The 16,134-nt window shown below is 38.9% G+C and carries 16 protein-coding genes; all 16 read right to left on the reverse strand.

Going from position 1 to position 16,134, the window contains the following annotated elements:
* Positions 1 to 354: 354 nt before the first annotated feature.
* On the reverse strand, positions 355 to 1,845 hold the full coding sequence (gene lysS, locus C1726_RS11375) for a lysine--tRNA ligase (protein WP_268877017.1): 1,491 nt from the start codon (positions 1,843 to 1,845) through the stop codon (positions 355 to 357).
* 214 nt (positions 1,846 to 2,059) lie between these two features.
* Entirely contained in the window at positions 2,060 to 3,061 is a 1,002-nt protein-coding gene (gene dusB / locus C1726_RS11380; RefSeq protein WP_102273282.1) for a tRNA dihydrouridine synthase DusB, read from the reverse strand.
* Between the two features lie 131 nt (positions 3,062 to 3,192).
* Complete coding sequence (locus C1726_RS11385; RefSeq protein WP_102273283.1) at positions 3,193 to 3,411, reverse strand: helix-turn-helix domain-containing protein; 219 nt, start codon at positions 3,409 to 3,411, stop codon at positions 3,193 to 3,195.
* A complete protein-coding gene (folK, locus tag C1726_RS11390; RefSeq protein ID WP_102273284.1) occupies positions 3,363 to 3,890 on the reverse strand; it encodes a 2-amino-4-hydroxy-6-hydroxymethyldihydropteridine diphosphokinase in 528 nt (175 codons plus the stop codon). Before folK ends, C1726_RS11385 begins: the two co-directional genes overlap by 49 nt.
* Positions 3,890 to 4,252 (reverse strand): dihydroneopterin aldolase, encoded by a 363-nt coding sequence (gene folB, locus C1726_RS11395; protein ID WP_102273285.1) that lies wholly within the window; start codon positions 4,250 to 4,252, stop codon positions 3,890 to 3,892. The genes folK and folB overlap by 1 nt, the downstream gene beginning before the upstream one ends.
* Positions 4,245 to 5,078, reverse strand: a complete 834-nt coding sequence (gene folP / locus C1726_RS11400; RefSeq protein ID WP_102273286.1) for a dihydropteroate synthase — start codon at positions 5,076 to 5,078, stop codon at positions 4,245 to 4,247. The genes folB and folP overlap by 8 nt, the downstream gene beginning before the upstream one ends.
* Before the next feature lie 16 nt (positions 5,079 to 5,094).
* Complete coding sequence (pabC, locus tag C1726_RS11405) at positions 5,095 to 5,952, reverse strand: aminodeoxychorismate lyase (protein WP_102273287.1); 858 nt, start codon at positions 5,950 to 5,952, stop codon at positions 5,095 to 5,097.
* A 7-nt stretch (positions 5,953 to 5,959) separates the two neighbouring features.
* Positions 5,960 to 6,550 carry an aminodeoxychorismate/anthranilate synthase component II gene (pabA, locus tag C1726_RS11410; protein WP_102273288.1) on the reverse strand — a complete coding sequence of 197 codons (591 nt, stop codon included), beginning with the start codon at positions 6,548 to 6,550 and terminating at the stop codon, positions 5,960 to 5,962.
* Positions 6,550 to 7,965, reverse strand: coding sequence for an anthranilate synthase component I family protein (locus C1726_RS11415; RefSeq protein ID WP_102273289.1), 1,416 nt, complete (start codon positions 7,963 to 7,965; stop codon positions 6,550 to 6,552). The genes pabA and C1726_RS11415 overlap by 1 nt, the downstream gene beginning before the upstream one ends.
* Positions 7,966 to 8,106: 141 nt before the next feature.
* On the reverse strand, positions 8,107 to 9,036 hold the full coding sequence (gene cysK, locus C1726_RS11420) for a cysteine synthase A (RefSeq protein ID WP_102273290.1): 930 nt from the start codon (positions 9,034 to 9,036) through the stop codon (positions 8,107 to 8,109).
* A gap of 233 nt (positions 9,037 to 9,269) precedes the next feature.
* A complete protein-coding gene (locus C1726_RS11425; protein ID WP_102273291.1) occupies positions 9,270 to 10,166 on the reverse strand; it encodes a peptidyl-prolyl cis-trans isomerase in 897 nt (298 codons plus the stop codon).
* Positions 10,167 to 10,195: 29 nt separating this feature from the next.
* Positions 10,196 to 11,074: an Hsp33 family molecular chaperone HslO gene (gene hslO / locus C1726_RS11430; RefSeq protein ID WP_102273292.1), complete on the reverse strand. Its 879-nt coding sequence runs from the start codon at positions 11,072 to 11,074 to the stop codon at positions 10,196 to 10,198.
* 37 nt (positions 11,075 to 11,111) lie between these two features.
* Positions 11,112 to 11,888: a type III pantothenate kinase gene (locus C1726_RS11435; protein WP_102273293.1), complete on the reverse strand. Its 777-nt coding sequence runs from the start codon at positions 11,886 to 11,888 to the stop codon at positions 11,112 to 11,114.
* Between the two features lie 147 nt (positions 11,889 to 12,035).
* On the reverse strand, positions 12,036 to 14,012 hold the full coding sequence (ftsH, locus tag C1726_RS11440; protein WP_102273294.1) for an ATP-dependent zinc metalloprotease FtsH: 1,977 nt from the start codon (positions 14,010 to 14,012) through the stop codon (positions 12,036 to 12,038).
* A gap of 146 nt (positions 14,013 to 14,158) precedes the next feature.
* Positions 14,159 to 14,704, reverse strand: a complete 546-nt coding sequence (gene hpt / locus C1726_RS11445) for a hypoxanthine phosphoribosyltransferase (protein ID WP_102273295.1) — start codon at positions 14,702 to 14,704, stop codon at positions 14,159 to 14,161.
* 22 nt (positions 14,705 to 14,726) lie between these two features.
* The gene (tilS, locus tag C1726_RS11450) at positions 14,727 to 16,115 is read right to left on the reverse strand and encodes a tRNA lysidine(34) synthetase TilS (RefSeq protein ID WP_102273296.1); all 1,389 of its coding nucleotides are present in this window, start codon (positions 16,113 to 16,115) and stop codon (positions 14,727 to 14,729) included.
* Between the last annotated feature and the right edge of the window lie 19 nt (positions 16,116 to 16,134).

Consider the following 16,134-nt stretch of genomic DNA (forward strand, 5'->3'; position numbering starts at 1 on the left):
AATTGTGAGTTGATTAGCTCATAAATGTCTTTTTGATAAAAGACTAAAAATAATAAACGTTGACGTTTTTGTTCGTTCAGTTTTCAAAGAGCAATATTTTTATTTCTTCGTCACTCAAGGCGACTTTTAAATACTATCACATCTTGTTTGTTTAAGTCAACAACTTTTTAAAATTCTTTTTTCAAAAGCTATTGTCTCGCAACAACAGATATTAATATACCACCATATTAATATGGATGCAATATGTTTTTTCAATATTTATCTTTAGATTTTAAAGAAAAAATATTCATATAATTTATTGAAATACAAAAAAGGTAAAGCACATGACACAACATGCTTTACCTCTAATTTTATTTAACGATGACGCATTAACGGGAATAATAAAACATCTCTAATAGAAGGAGAATTTGTTAAAAGCATAACAAGGCGATCGATGCCAATACCAAGTCCACCCGTTGGAGGCATTCCATATTCTAATGCTTCAATAAAATCATCATCCATCATATGCGCTTCATCATTACCCTGCTCACGTTCTTTCAGCTGCGCTTCAAAGCGTTGTCTTTGATCAATAGGATCATTAAGTTCTGTAAATGCATTTGCATGCTCACGAGCAACGATAAATAGCTCGAAGCGATCTGTAAACCGAGGATCTTCATCATTTTTCTTTGCAAGTGGAGAAATTTCAACAGGGTGTCCAAAAATGAATGTTGGCTGAATCAATTTTTCTTCAACTTTTTGCTCGAAAAACTCGTTTACAATATGACCATAAAGCATATGCTCAGTAATTTCCACTCCATGCTCTTTCGCCAATTGCTGCGCTTCTTCCTTGCTCATCTCTTTCCAGAAATCTACCCCTGTATATTCCTTAATCGCATCTACCATATGAAGTCTTTTCCACTCTGGTTTTAAATCTACTTCATATTCACCGTATTGTACCGTAGTCGTTCCCAGTACTTCCTGTGCAATATGCGCGATTAGGTTTTCGGTTAAACTCATAATATCACGATAGTCAGCATACGCTTCATATAATTCAATCATCGTAAATTCTGGATTATGGCGTGTTGAAACACCTTCATTACGGAAAACACGGCCAATTTCATACACCTTCTCTAAACCGCCTACAATCAAGCGCTTCAAATGAAGTTCAATTGCAATACGCATGTACAGCTCCATATCAAGAGCATTGTGATGTGTAATAAACGGACGGGCTGAAGCTCCTCCAGCAATTGAGTGCATCATCGGTGTTTCCACTTCTAAATACCCTTGGCTATCTAGGTAACGGCGCATGGATTGGATGATACGACTGCGGTCAACAAATGTCTTTTTGCTTTCCTCACTCATGATTAGATCTAAATACCGCTGACGATATCGCTGTTCAACATCCTTCAAGCCGTGGAATTTATCAGGAAGTGGACGCAAGGCTTTCGTTAAAAGTTCAAATTCCTGAACCTTTACAGAAAGTTCTCCTACTTTTGTTTTAAAAAGAATCCCTGAAACACCCACGATATCTCCTAGATCTACCGATTCGAAAATTTCATATTTTTCATCACCGATAGCATCTTTACGAACATAAATTTGAATTTGTCCAGATAAATCCTGGATATGCGCAAAACCCGCTTTTCCTTTTCCGCGCTTGGTCATGATACGACCAGCAAGAGAAACCGTTATATTCTTCTCTTCGATCTCTTCTTTTTCAAGTGCTTCATATTTCTCGATTAGTTCCTTAGATTGATGAGAACGGTCAAAACGTTTGCCAAATGGATCTAAGCCCTTTTCTCTCAGGCTAGTCATTTTTTCCCTTCTCACGATTAATTGGTCATTTAATTCTTCATGACTCTGACTCACTTGTATCATCTCCATTATTTTGTAAATCTTTTTATGTAAAGCTTATATGCACAATAAAAGATTTCTCACTTCTATTATTCTACACAATGTGGACCAGACAGACATCAATAATATGAATAAATAGAATAAAAACTGCCAGCAGGTCACTGGCAGTTCTTGTTCATTCAAACGTATTATAGATAAAGAAAATCTCAAAGTCAAACATCACAATTGGTTATCCCGCTTGAATTTGACTCTGTTCTTTTTCCTCGGCTTCTATTACAAGCACATTTAATAATGTAACAAGATCTTCTCTTGTATGACATTCATTAATACCGTTACGCACTTTTGCATTTCCTCGAATCCCTTTCAAGTACCAAGCAGCATGCTTACGCATTTCGCGAACTGCAATATACTCGTTTTTTAATGCAATTAAACGATCTAAATGAAGGATGCAGACATTAATTTTCTCCCGCACGCTCGGCTCACCCATTAATTCGCCTGTTTCAAGATATTTTACGGTACGGTAAATCATCCACGGATTCCCTAATGCAGCTCTCCCAATCATGACACCATCACAGCCTGTTTCATCAAGCATACGTTTTGCATCTTGAGGCGTTTGTACATCACCATTTCCGATTAACGGAATACTGATGTTCTGCTTCACTTCACGAATAATATCCCAATTTGCCTTTCCTTCGTACATTTGTACGCGTGTACGTCCGTGAAGTGCAATTGCCTTTCCTCCCGCACGTTCAACTGCCTGTGCATTTCGAACAGCATAAATATGGTCTTCATCCCATCCCATACGCATTTTAACGGTAACTGGTTTCTCAACTGCATCTGTTACAGCTGAAACCATTTCATAAATTTTATCGGGATCAAGCAGCCATTTTGCTCCTGCATCACATTTAGTGATTTTCGGAACAGGACAGCCCATATTAATATCGATAATGTCTGCGTTTGTATTTTTATCAACAAATCTCGCCGCATCAACCAGTGTCTCTTTCTCACCGCCAAAAATTTGCAAGCTTAGCGGCTTTTCTCTTTCATCAATATAAAGCATATTCATTGTTTTTTCGTTTTTTAAAATGATTCCTTTATCGCTGACCATTTCCGCACATACTAATCCAGCACCAAATTCTTTGACAGTAAGCCGAAATGCTGAATTGCAAACTCCTGCCATTGGCGCTAGTACGACGCGATTTTTTAATTCTATATCGCCAATCTTAAACATACCAAACCTCCTAATTCAAAATACAAAAGCGCCTTGATTAGGGCGACAAGTATAACACTAGTCATTCATCCCAAGGCGCAGCAGTTTACATCTATCTAACCATATAATTAATCTCTAATTTTAAAAGATACCTATTCTCTACTTTCCTCTGGGGGTGCTAGATCTTCAACGGTAATATTTAGCATATAAGCAACCCTCTCTAAAAAGTTTGCAGCAGGCATTCTGTTCCCTCTTTCAATCTCTCCTAATATCGATACTGATACACCAAGCTCCTTGGCAAAGCTTTCCTGTGTAAAGCCTTTTAGTTTACGAAAAGCGCGAATACGTCTTCCCCATTTTTCCGCTTCCATATCCGAACTCCCTCTCTATCAGGTATATCCTCTAAACATGCTTGAAGAGGCTTTTCCATCGTCGGAAGCTTGATGCCAGACTGAATCTCAAGTAGAGGGATGATAACAAAAGCTCTCTCTTGCATCCGAGGATGAGGAACTAATAACTTCTCTGTCTTAATATTTTCTTGATTATACAGTAAAATGTCAAGGTCTATCGTTCGAGGACCCCAGCGAATATCCCTTTTTCTCCCAAGTTCCTTTTCGATAGCCAGGCATGCTTCCAATAATTGAATTGGGTTTAATCCTGTTTTTACATGTATAACCATATTTAAAAATTGGTCTTGATCTTCATACCCAACTGGATCCGTTTCATAAATGGATGAGGTATTTACTACCTTCACTTCTGGAAGAGCGTTCAGCTCCTCGATCGCTTGCATTAAATGCTTGGAACGGTCTCCAATATTGGAACCTAGAGCAATATAAGCCTCATTATTCATTAGATCCTGCTCCTTGTTACTTCTACTGCAACTGATTCATAATGTCCTGGAATAGGCGGATCTGGTTTAATCACCCTTACTGTCACTTGGGAAATAGACTGATATCGGGAAAGCATTTCCCCGGCAATCTTTTCAGCAACCGCTTCAACAAGCTTATATGGTTTTCCTTCAACAATCTGTTTGCACACTTGAAATATTTCACCGTAATTAACCGAGTACTCCAGCTGATCCGTTTCTCCAGCTTTTCTTAAATTTGTTTCTACAGTTAAATCAACCATAAACCTTTGTCCTAGACGGGTTTCCTCAGGGAAAACTCCATGATATCCATAAAAAGCCATCTTATTTAAAATAATTTTATCCATGATAAACTCCCTTATCAACTAGTGCATCCATCATTTTAGCCATTCGAGCCATTTCTTTCACATCATGTATTCTCATAATGTGACATCCCTTCTGAATTCCGTAACAAACGGTAGCCCCAGTACCTTCCATCCGCTCATCAACCGGCAAATCTAACACCCCGCCAATCATAGATTTCCTAGAAGTTCCAAGCAAAACAGGATATCCAAGGGATACAAGCTTGTCCAAGTCTCTCATCATTTCTAGATTATAATTCAAGTCTTTAGCAAAGCCAATTCCCGGGTCTAATATAATATTCTCATCCTTGACTCCCGCTCGCTTCACTAGTGAGATGCTTTCATACAGATCGTTAACCACATCGCGGTAAAAGGCGGAGTAATCTTGGTTTGTACGATTATGCATTAACACAATTGGAACTTGGAGTTCAGCAGCAATCCTAGGCATATCCTTATCCGCTTTCGCACCCCAAATATCATTTATGATATGAGCTCCTGCCTTTATTGCTTCCATTGCCACTTCTGCCTTATATGTATCAATTGAGATAGGTACATTTACTGCTTCTGAAACCGCCCGAATAATCGGAATGACCCGCTCAATTTCTTCTTTAGCAGATACTTTAATAAATCCAGGCCTGGTAGATTCTCCTCCAATATCAATAATATCTGCCCCATCCTGTACCATTTGCATAGCCCGTTCCACCGCTTGCTCCAAGTGATTATACTTGCCCCCATCGGAAAAAGAATCAGGCGTAATATTTAAAATCCCCATAATTAGTGTCTTCTTTTTGTAATCCAATGAATAAGGGCCACATTGAATAATCGTAGACATGTGTCTTTGCCTCCTTTTACCACTCATTCCTGCTCCATAAGTACCCGCTAAGGTTCTTATATTGCTTTTGAAGATCTTGCACAAAGCTGCCGTTATTCCCTGGCATCTCACTCTCATCAAATAAAGAGATCGGAACAATTTCCTGGATGGAATTCGTAATGAAAACCTCATCTGCCTTTTTTGCATCAGCCACATAATAGAGACCTTCTTCAACAGCTATTCCTTTCCTTTGGGCTAACTTCATAATAAATTTCCTTGTAACACCATTTAAAATGCCCGTTTCAATCGCTGGCGTGTACAAAACATTCTCTTTTAGCCAAAATAAATTTGAGACAATTCCTTCTGCCAAAAACCCTTCTTTTGTTAGAAAGATCCCTTCACAGTCAGGCATATCCCCTATTTCCCTTTTTGCTAAAATATTATTTAAAAAATGGTGTGACTTTAATCGCTCGACACCTTCAGGGGTATTTCGATTCAAAGTTAGTATAACAGCCTTTTTTTCCTGTCTGTTCATTGCAGGAGGAAGAGGCTTAGCAAAAATAATCAAATTAGGATGAAGATAAGGATCCGACTGCAGTCCGATTTCCCCTATGCCAGCTGATACATTTACACGAATGTAGGCATCAGTTAAATGATTTTTTGCTAAAAGCGGGCGAAGCGCGCGCAGTATCTCTTCCCTTGAATAAGAAACATTCATGTTTAACACTTCTAGACTATGATTTAGCCGTTCCAAATGATCATCCAACAAAAAAGGGTGCCCCTCATAAACTCTAAATGTTTCAAAAAGACCCAATCCGTATAAATATCCATGGTCAAAAGGCGAAATTACAGCTTTTTCCTTCTGAACTATTTTGCCATTCAAGTATATATACATAGCTCTATCATTCCTTAGTACTTTCCATTTTTGAATAATGTCTCAGGAAGTTCTTGAGCAAATCCTTTCCTGCTGTTGTCATAATCGATTCCGGATGAAACTGTACACCTTCTATAGGCAGTTCTTTATGGCGAATAGCCATAATTTCACCTTCAGCCGTCCATGCAGATACTTCGAAACAAGAAGGCAATGTTTCCTTCCTGACGATTAAGGAATGATACCTCGTTGCCGGGAAAGGGTTTGGCAAGCCCTGGAAGATCGTTCTCCCATCATGGTGCATATCAGATGTCTTCCCATGCATTAATCTCTCTGCTTGAACTACCTCTCCCCCAAAAACTTGGGCAATTGATTGGTGACCAAGACATACCCCGAAAATCGGAATGTGACCAGCAAATGCCTTAATAGCTTCGAGACTAATCCCTGCTTCATTCGGACTGCAAGGACCAGGAGAAACCATTAAAAACTTTGGACTTAATTCACGAATTTCTTCGATTGACGTTTCATCATTTCTTTTAACAACTAATTCCTCACCTAGTTCACCTAGATATTGAACGAGGTTATATGTAAATGAATCATAGTTATCTAGCATAAAGATCATTATTCATCACCTTTTTCCTGTTCAGCCATTTCTTTAGCCTTCCATAAAGCAATTGCCTTTTTTAATGACTCTTTATATTCATTTTGGGGATTTGAATCAATAACAACACCTGCACCAGCCTGAACATGAGCAAGTCCATCTTTCACAAGCATTGTCCGAATAATTATATTCAGTTCAAGATCTCCGTTAAAATTAATCCATCCAAATGAGCCTGTATATGGCCCTCTCGTAACAGGTTCCAGCTCCTCGATAATTTCCATTGTTCTTACCTTCGGTGCCCCTGTAATCGTTCCTCCAGGGAACACAGCATCAATTAAGTCAAACCCATCTTTGCCATCCGCTAGTTCTCCTCTTACATTTGAAACGATATGCATAACATGAGAGTATTTTTCAATCACCATAAACTCATCCACTTGAACAGTCCCATATGCGCAAACACGTCCAAGATCATTTCTTTCCAAATCAACGAGCATCACATGCTCTGCCCGTTCTTTGTCATTTTCAATTAACTCACTAGCCAGTTCCAGATCTTCTGATTCATTTCTTCCGCGTGACCTTGTTCCCGCGATTGGCCGAGTGCTAACCTCTCTGCCTTTTTTCTTAATCAATAACTCTGGTGATCCACTGACAAGCTGATACTCGGGTGTATGGATATATCCCATATAGGGAGAGGGATTTAACACTCGAAGCTGTTCATAAACATCTATTGCCGATAGTGAAATCGGCTGGCTTTGACGGACAGATAAGTTCACCTGGAAAACATCCCCCTGTGAAATGTAATGCTGAACACGCTGAACAGCCTGAATAAACACCTCTTCACTCATAGAGACATCCTTTTGCCTGTTTATTTCAGCAGTCTTTTTTGACTTTAGAGGAGAAGAATATCCATTTTGCCATTGCCTCTTCCATTCTTCTGCCTTACTCTCTAATTCTTCCCTATCCTCTGACTCATCGTATAGAAACATAAGCCACAAGACTTCATCCTTATGATCGTATACAAACCATTCTTTAAAAACTAAAAAATGAATGTCAGGCATTTGCAGATCATCTTTTGCTGCTTTCGGCAGATTTTCAATATAACGCCCATAATCATAGCTAATTAAACCGATTGCGCCTCCTTGAAAATCAGGGAACTCCTCATGCCTATCCACTTCATATTGGCTGAGCCAGTCTTTAAGCAAGTGCAGCGGATTTCCTTCAAGGGTTTGTTTGCCACTCTTATGTATGACTTCTAATCTTGAATTTTTACCGATTAAAACAGTTTCAGGATCAAAAGCTGCTATGCTGAAGCGTCCGCCGCGCCCGCTTTCCAATAAAATATGATGCTCTTTCTCTAAGGAAATTTGGCGGTATTGCTGAAAAAGTTGACTATCATTGAAAGGAATTTTTTTGGCATGTATATAGTATTTTTTCATTAGAAGGTCACCCCTATGTATTCTCTTTTTTCATCATACATGAAGAACGACTCTCTTTCATTTTAATTTAAAAAATTTAAACAAATGCGTAATTGCAAAATAAAAAAGCAACAGTCAAAAATGACCATTGCTTTCTGCATATTATTCCGTTTCAAATTGGTACAATGGTGTGCTTAAATAGCGTTCCCCATTACTTGGAAGGATTGCAAGCACCTTCTTGCCCTTTCCAAGCTCCTTCGCGATCTTTAATGCAGCATAAATAGCTGCCCCTGATGAAATGCCCCCAAGAATCCCTTCTTCTTTTGCAGCACGGCGAGCATACTCAAATGAATCATCATTTGTAACTTGAATGACTTCATCATAAATTTCTGTATTAAGAGTATCTGGGACAAATCCTGCACCAATTCCTTGAATTTTATGCGGACCAGGCTTTCCTCCCGATAAAACTGGAGAATCAGTTGGTTCTACCGCATAAATTTTAATATTCTCATATGTTTCACGAAGAACTTCACCAGCTCCAGTTATTGTACCGCCAGTTCCAATTCCTGATATAAATGCATCTAGCTGGTCACCCAGCTGTTCGGTAATTTCTTTTCCAGTTGTTTTCCTATGAATTTCTGGGTTAGCAGGATTTTGGAATTGCTGAGGCATGAAATAGCCATGCTCATTTGCAAGCTCTCCCGCCTTGCGAATCGCACCATTCATTCCTTCCGCTCCTGGTGTTAAAACAAGCTCTGCTCCATAAGCACGAAGGAGATTACGGCGTTCCATACTCATTGTATCAGGCATAACTAATATCGCCTTATACCCTTTTGCAGCAGCAATCATCGCCAGGCCAATTCCTGTATTCCCGCTTGTCGGCTCAATGATGGTTGCTCCTTCTTTTAATTCTCCACTTTCTTCTGCCGCTTCAATCATCGCAAGAGCAATACGATCTTTCACACTGCTCCCAGGATTCATATATTCTAATTTAACAAACACATCTGCACTGTTCTCATCAACGATGCGATTAAGTTTCACAATTGGAGTCTGGCCTACTAATTCTGCAATCGAATTTGCTATACGTACCACTTGCCCCACCTCTTATTCCGAGTATTTTTATTGGTTTAATTAAAACTTACCAAGTAAAGCCTATAAAGTCAATTGTTTTGCAATAAAAAATTAAATTTTCAATTATATTTCATACTTTTGCCTAATCTTCATGAACCTGCCCTTACATACTAAGAAAAGCGGAAGCACCTTGATCGTCGCCGTACAAAGCGGAAGGAAAAAACACGGACTTGGTCCGTGTTTCATTCATTTTCCTATTGTGCTTCAAGTTCTCCATAAAACCATTCAATATCTGTTTCATTCCATAGCGGCTTCGCAGAAACAGGGATCTCCATTTGCTCTAATGCAATTTGCCTTCTAATTTGATCTTTTACATCCTTATATTTATAGTTCTTGCCTTTAACTTCCTCATGGAGCATAACAATCGCATAGCTATCCTCAAGCTTTATTGGTTTACTCCATTTTTCCGGCTTTAGCTTTTCAATTGTTTGAAGGAAGTCCTTTGAATAACGTTCGCTATCCTTATTTACATAGCCAGCATCACCGCCAAGGTTAGCCGTAAATTCATCGATTGAGCGCTCCATTGCTAGTACAGCAAAGCTGGAGCCTTGCTCCAATTCCTTCAATGTTTGATCAGCCTCTTTTTTTGTTTTGACAACAATTTTAGAAATATGATAGGAGTCAGGCAAATGAAACTGTTTTTTATTTTGCTCGTAATAACTCTTCATTTCTTTATCTGATACTTTAACATCCTTTGTTAAGATTTCTTCAAGCATCAGGTTGCTTTTTATTTGCTCACGCATTTTTTCCTCATCAGCGGACTGGTAACCGCCAGAGGATCCATACATTGTTTTAATAACCATTAGTTCCCGTTCAACCGCTTGGTTGGAAATTTTTATTCCATACTTTTTCCCGGCATTTTCAATAATCTTTTGGTCAACTAGCTCACTTAATATTTCTTTTCCATATCTTGATTCCATCTCATTTAGCCAATCTTGCCGTGTGATCTTTTCCTTTCCTACCTTTGCAACAACCTCACTATTTCCTGTACCACCTTTAGAAATGAAAAATGCTACGGTCAAGCAGTTCAGCAAAATGAGTCCAGCTATCACAATCCAAAGTATCTCTCTCTTTAACCTCTCCCTCTTCACATTGTCCTCCCCCTAAAAACTTTACCTTTTTACTTTGCCTCTTGCTTTAACTCTTCTAATTCTTCCTTTGAATAATGGTACAACTCATTACAGAAGTGACATTGCGCCTCTGCTTTGCCGTCTGTATCGATCATATCCTGGATTTCCTCTTTCCCAAGACTAGTAATCGCATCTGCAAATCTTTCCTTTGAGCATGTACACGTGAAAGCCACAGGCAACTTCTCAAGGACCTTCACATTTTCCTTTCCTAATAACTCATTTAAAAGTTCCTCTGGTGACAGCCCTTGCTGAATTAATTTAGATACAGGCGGAATCTGTTTTAAGCGATTTTCAATATCTGTAATCGTTTCATCATCTGTTCCCGGCATAAGCTGCAAAATAAACCCGCCTGCAGCAAGAATCGTATTGTCAGGATTTACAAGCACTCCAACACCCACAGAAGATGGAGTTTGTTCTGAAGTAACAAAATAATAGGTAAAATCCTCTCCTAATTCACCTGATACAATTGGAACCTGACCGGTAAAATGCTCTCTCATTCCGATATCTTTAACAACAGTTAATGTACCTGATGTCCCTACCGCACGGCGAACATCCAGTTTTCCTTGTTCATTTAAGTCAAAATGAGTTTGCGGGTTTGTTACGTATCCTCTAACCTCACCCTTTGAATTACTAACTACTAGAATAGGACCAATCGGGCCGCCGCCTTCGATTTTAATGGTTATCTTTTCCTCGCCTTTAAGCATGGCACCCATCATGACACCAGCCGACATTGCTCTTCCTAATGCCGCAGAAGCTGTTGGCCATGTTTGATGACGGCGCTGAGCCTCCCCAACTGTTTCCGTTGTCCGAACAGCATACGCCCGTACTTGTCCATTATAAGCAAGTGCTTTAATTAAATAATCGCTCATTTGTAAACTCCTTTCATTTGTCCATTCATGTTGTCTGTTATTTTAATGTCTCCATATTACGCTTATAGATAATTTGAAGACCTTTCAAAGTTAAAAATGGATCAACAATATCGATAATCGTCGATTCCTTTGCAATTAAGCTAGCTAATCCACCGGTTGCGATAACGGTAGGATTTCCCTTTGCCTGGTCCTTCATTCTCTTAACAATTCCTTCTACTTGTCCTACATAGCCAAATAGGATACCAGCCTGCATCGCAGCTACCGTGTTCTTCCCAATAATATCATCAGGCCGTGCAATTTCAATTCTCGGCAGCTTGGCAGCTCTTGAATATAGGGCCTCGGTTGAAATACCAATTCCTGGAGCAATCGCACCGCCCATATATTGTTTATGTTCATTAACGTAACAATAAGTAGTCGCTGTTCCGAAATCAACAATAATAAGCGGACTGCCATAATCGTGAATGGCTGCAATTGCATTCACAATGCGGTCTGCTCCAACTTCCCTAGGGTTCTCATATTTAATATTTAACCCCGTTTTCATACCAGGGCCCACGATCAGCGGTTTTATATGAAAGTATTTATGACACATTCTTTCAAGTGCATTCATTATTGGTGGGACAACCGAAGAAATAATAATTCCATCTATATCAGCAAATTTTAACTCCACATGATCAAACAGTGACTTAATCAGCATGCCATATTCATCTTCTGTTTTATTTCGGTTCGTTTCAATTCTCCAATGGTATTTCAATACGTCTCCATCATAAACACCGAGAACCATATTTGTATTCCCTATATCAAATACGAATATCAATCTTCTCACCACTTTTTTTAAAGTTAAATTCGACAATATTTTTCACTGAACACATCATAACATAACTCGGTTTGCAACGTGTAATCGGAATTAACATGAAGTGAATTTTCGCACAAAAAAAGCGCTCGAATAAGAGCGCTTTTTTCATTATTCTTTCTTATCGTCCTTCGTTTCTTCTGCAGTAGGAGCTGTATCTTCTTTTGCCTCTGTCGTTTTTTCAGGAAGTTCTTCTTTATTCACGTTTATGTTCACCTTAACGTCTCCAGAAGTATTTTCCTCTGATTTAACAGAACGATCAGGTAAAGTGCCATGATCAATTAAATGTTTAATTTGTTCTGCATCAAGCGTTTCTACTTCTAGCAGCGTATTAGCAATTAAGTCTAACTTATCGCGATTTTCAGTAAGGACCTTTTTCGCCTTTGCATAACAATCCTTAATAATACGCTGAATTTCCAGATCAATTTCATAAGCAATTGCATCAGAGTAATTCTGATCGTTATTGAAATCTCTTCCTAAGAAAACCTGACCACCCTGGGATTGACCAAATTGTAATGGACCAAGCTTATCACTCATTCCAAATTCTGTTACCATTCTACGGGCAATGCCTGTAGCACGCTGGAAGTCATTATGGGCACCAGTACTCACTTCACCGAACACAATTTCCTCTGCTACACGACCGCCAAGTAAGCCGACAATTTTATCTAGAAGCTCTGGTTTAGTCATAAAGAAGCGATCTTCTTTAGGTAGCATAACGGCATATCCGCCTGCTTGCCCACGAGGGACAATCGTTACTTTATGAACCATTTCTGCTTCTTCAAGGACTACACCAATAACCGTATGACCAGCTTCATGGAAGGCAACAATATTTCTTTCTTTTTTAGAGATAACACGGCTTTTCTTCGCTGGACCTGCAATTACGCGGTCTGTTGCTTCATCAATATCGGTCATATCAATTTTTTTCTTATCCCGGCGGGCTGCAACAAGTGCTGCCTCATTCAATAAGTTTTCTAAATCAGCACCAGAAAATCCTGGGGTACGCTGTGCAATAGCTTTTAAATTAATTCCCTCATCTAAAGGCTTATTGCGAGCATGTACTTTAAGTACCGCTTCACGTCCTACGACATCTGGACGATCTACCGTAATTTGACGGTCAAAACGTCCTGGACGAAGCAATGCTGGGTCTAGAATATCTGGACGGTTTGTCGCAGCAACAATGATAATTCCTTCATTGGCGCCAAATCCATCCATTTCAACAAGCAATTGGTTAAGCGTTTGTTCACGTTCATCGTGACCGCCGCCTAGTCCAGCGCCACGCTGGCGTCCAACCGCATCAATTTCATCAATAAATATAATACATGGTGCATTTTTCTTCGCATTTTCAAATAAATCACGAACACGTGATGCACCGACACCGACAAACATTTCAACGAAGTCCGAACCACTAATAGAGAAGAATGGGACACCAGCCTCACCAGCTGCAGCACGCGCAAGTAAAGTTTTACCCGTCCCTGGAGGTCCTACAAGAAGGACACCTTTCGGAATTCTTGCTCCTAGTTCTGCAAACTTTCTAGGGTCTTTCAAAAATTCAACCACTTCAACTAGCTCTTGCTTTTCTTCATCCGCTCCTGCTACATCTTTAAAGCGGACCTTCTTTTTACTATCATCATATAGTTTCGCCTTACTTTTACCAAAGTTCATCACACGGCTTCCACCGCCCTGTGCTTGGTTTAATAAGAAGAAGAACAAAATAAAGATAATGATGAAAGGGATAATTGAAGTAAAGAATGTTACCCAGCCGCTTGTTTCTTTAGCTGGCTGAAAATCCACTTTAGCGTTTTGTGCAGCAAGTGCATCAATACGGTCTAGAATATTATCACTGTTTACAACATAAGTAATAAATTCCGCTCCTTCTTTACTGCCTTCAAGCTGACCTCTTACCTCATATACGCCTCTCTCAGGCTGCATCGTAATGGATTTAATGTCACCATTTTCTAAATGAGTAACAAATTCATCATAAGATACTTGTTTCGTTGGCTCATTGTTCCCATTAAAGAAACTAACGACGCCGATAATTACCAAAAATATTAATAAATAAAAGATGGTATTCCGGAAGATCCGATTCATCCTTTACCTCCTCCCACGGTAAACAAACTATAATGTATAGTATCATAGAAAATCGTGCCAATACAAGGATTTGCACTTGACAAAACTGGTTCACTTCTTTTTGTAGAAAGGATCATTCTTGGATGTTTCTTCTTATAATTATTGACTTAATTATTATCACTATATACTTCAGGCTTTAGCACGCCAATATATGGGAGGTTTCTGTATTTCTCAGCATAATCAAGACCATACCCAACAACAAACTCATCAGGAACAATAAATCCAACATAATCTGCTTTAATATTTGCCTTACGTCCAGTTGGTTTGTCCAGTAATGTTACAATTTTGATTGATTTTGCCTTGCGATAACGGAATAGTTCAACTAAATAGCTTAAAGTCAAACCACTATCAATGATATCTTCAATAATTAAGATATCTCTGCCTTCTACAGATGTATCAAGATCTTTAACAATTTTAACCTCACCTGAGGAAACAGTTGACTTTCCATAACTGGATACATCCATAAAGTCCATTTCAAGATACGTATCAATTCGTTTTAACAAATCACCCATAAATGGCATAGCACCCTTTAAAACGCCAATAGCGAGGGGGAAGGTATCTTTATACTCCTCAGTTAGCTCTGCAGCAAGAGCCTTAATCTTTTCTTGAATCTCTTCCTCTGTTATTAAAATTTTCTCGATATCATTTTTCATTTTAGCGTGCCTCCTAGAAGAATCATTGCCTTATGTAAGTTAAAAGAATAAAGTTAGCATTCGACTGCTGCCCAATTGAAGAATGAGATTTTTTTAATCCTGGCACCCACAAGATTTGACCATTTCTGTCTGTAACAATTGGCCATGAACTTCTCTCTTGCAAAGGCACTTTATTATCGATAAAAATATCTTTTACCTTCTTCGACCCTTGCATTCCTTTCAATGTCATGCGGTCTCCATCCTTCCTCGTTCTAATAACAAGAGGAAGCAAGGATTCATCCCGCTGTATAAGAAGGGAATTTGCTTGAATAGAACCTTCAGGATAGCTTGTAAATTCGAGCATCATACTGCTGCCATTAGGTAATTCAATTTTTCCAGGTTTATTCATTTCAAAACGATAGGATTGTATTGGTTGAAGACGAAAAAGAAATTGACATTTCTCGTATGAACGCACAACTTTCAAACCGTTTGGGAAATGAAGTGTTCCGGATGGGTGGGGACTGTTCATTAATGCAAAAACATTCTCAATATGTAAGGCAGATAAAGATGTAGGTTTTTCCTTATAAAGATAGTTTAATATTAGTTGAATCCCTCTTCTTTGTAAAGGCATTGGCATTGCTAGAAATTCTTTAATATTTATTATTATTTCCCCAGTTGTCTTCTTTTCCATTACTTTATTCATTTTTTGGATCGTTAATTCCTGCAAAAAAGCTTCATCACTTTGAATTTCTTCGCTAAAACGCTGAAAATGCACATGAACATGAGGATTTTCCTTTTTTAAAAAGGGCATGACTTCCTTCCGAAACCGATTCCGGCTATACAATCCTTTTTCATTGCTTGGATCTCTGCGAGGATTAAGTTGATTACTTGTGCAATATTCTTCAATTTCCAATCGATTCAAGCATAAAAAAGGCCGGAGGATATACCCTTTTCCAAACGGTCTAGCAAAAGCGATCCCCGCTCTCGCATCCCCTGAACTTCCTCTAGTTAAGCGCATAAGAATTGTTTCAACCTGATCATCTCCATGGTGACCGAGAGCAAGGTAGTCGGAATGATGTTTTTCCATCATTTGTTCATAAAATTGGTATCTGCATTCCCTAGATGCTGCCTGAGCGCTTTTGCCAGTCTCTTCAATATATTCAGGAACATCTATTCTCGTCATTTCAAAGGGAATATTCCTTTCCTCACAAAATTGCTGAACAAATTGTGCTTCAGCAAAAGATTCTTCCCCTCTAAACATATGATCCACGTGTGCAGCAACAATGGAAAGATTGAATGATTGTTTCTTTCTCCAGAAATAATGAAGCAGAGCTAGCGAGTCAGGGCCGCCTGATACTCCAATTAAAAGTCTCTTATTGTTTAAATCAATATCTTTTCGCTGTAAAAAAGCTTTAACCTTTGCATCCAGCATATTCTTCTTCCTTATCATA

This window comes from Cytobacillus massiliigabonensis, from assembly GCF_900199725.1.
Classification (GTDB): Bacteria; Bacillota; Bacilli; order Bacillales; family Cytobacillaceae; genus Cytobacillus; species Cytobacillus massiliigabonensis.

Bases quoted from the DNA above. Each gene is read 5' to 3' on its own strand.
- folP (WP_102273286.1), bottom strand. From the start codon at position 5,078: ATGTCTACGATTATTCAATGTGGCCCTTATTCATTGGATTACAAAAAG.
- folK (WP_102273284.1), bottom strand. From the start codon at position 3,890: ATGAATAATGAGGCTTATATTGCTCTAGGTTCCAATATTGGAGACCGT.
- folB (WP_102273285.1), bottom strand. From the start codon at position 4,252: ATGGATAAAATTATTTTAAATAAGATGGCTTTTTATGGATATCATGGA.
- C1726_RS11385 (WP_102273283.1), bottom strand. From the start codon at position 3,411: ATGGAAGCGGAAAAATGGGGAAGACGTATTCGCGCTTTTCGTAAACTA.
- tilS (WP_102273296.1), bottom strand. From the start codon at position 16,115: ATGCTGGATGCAAAGGTTAAAGCTTTTTTACAGCGAAAAGATATTGAT.
- C1726_RS11415 (WP_102273289.1), bottom strand. From the start codon at position 7,965: ATGAAAAAATACTATATACATGCCAAAAAAATTCCTTTCAATGATAGT.
- ftsH (WP_102273294.1), bottom strand. From the start codon at position 14,012: ATGAATCGGATCTTCCGGAATACCATCTTTTATTTATTAATATTTTTG.
- dusB (WP_102273282.1), bottom strand. From the start codon at position 3,061: ATGTTTAAGATTGGCGATATAGAATTAAAAAATCGCGTCGTACTAGCG.
- hpt (WP_102273295.1), bottom strand. From the start codon at position 14,704: ATGAAAAATGATATCGAGAAAATTTTAATAACAGAGGAAGAGATTCAA.
- pabA (WP_102273288.1), bottom strand. From the start codon at position 6,550: ATGATCTTTATGCTAGATAACTATGATTCATTTACATATAACCTCGTT.
- pabC (WP_102273287.1), bottom strand. From the start codon at position 5,952: ATGTATATATACTTGAATGGCAAAATAGTTCAGAAGGAAAAAGCTGTA.
- hslO (WP_102273292.1), bottom strand. From the start codon at position 11,074: ATGAGCGATTATTTAATTAAAGCACTTGCTTATAATGGACAAGTACGG.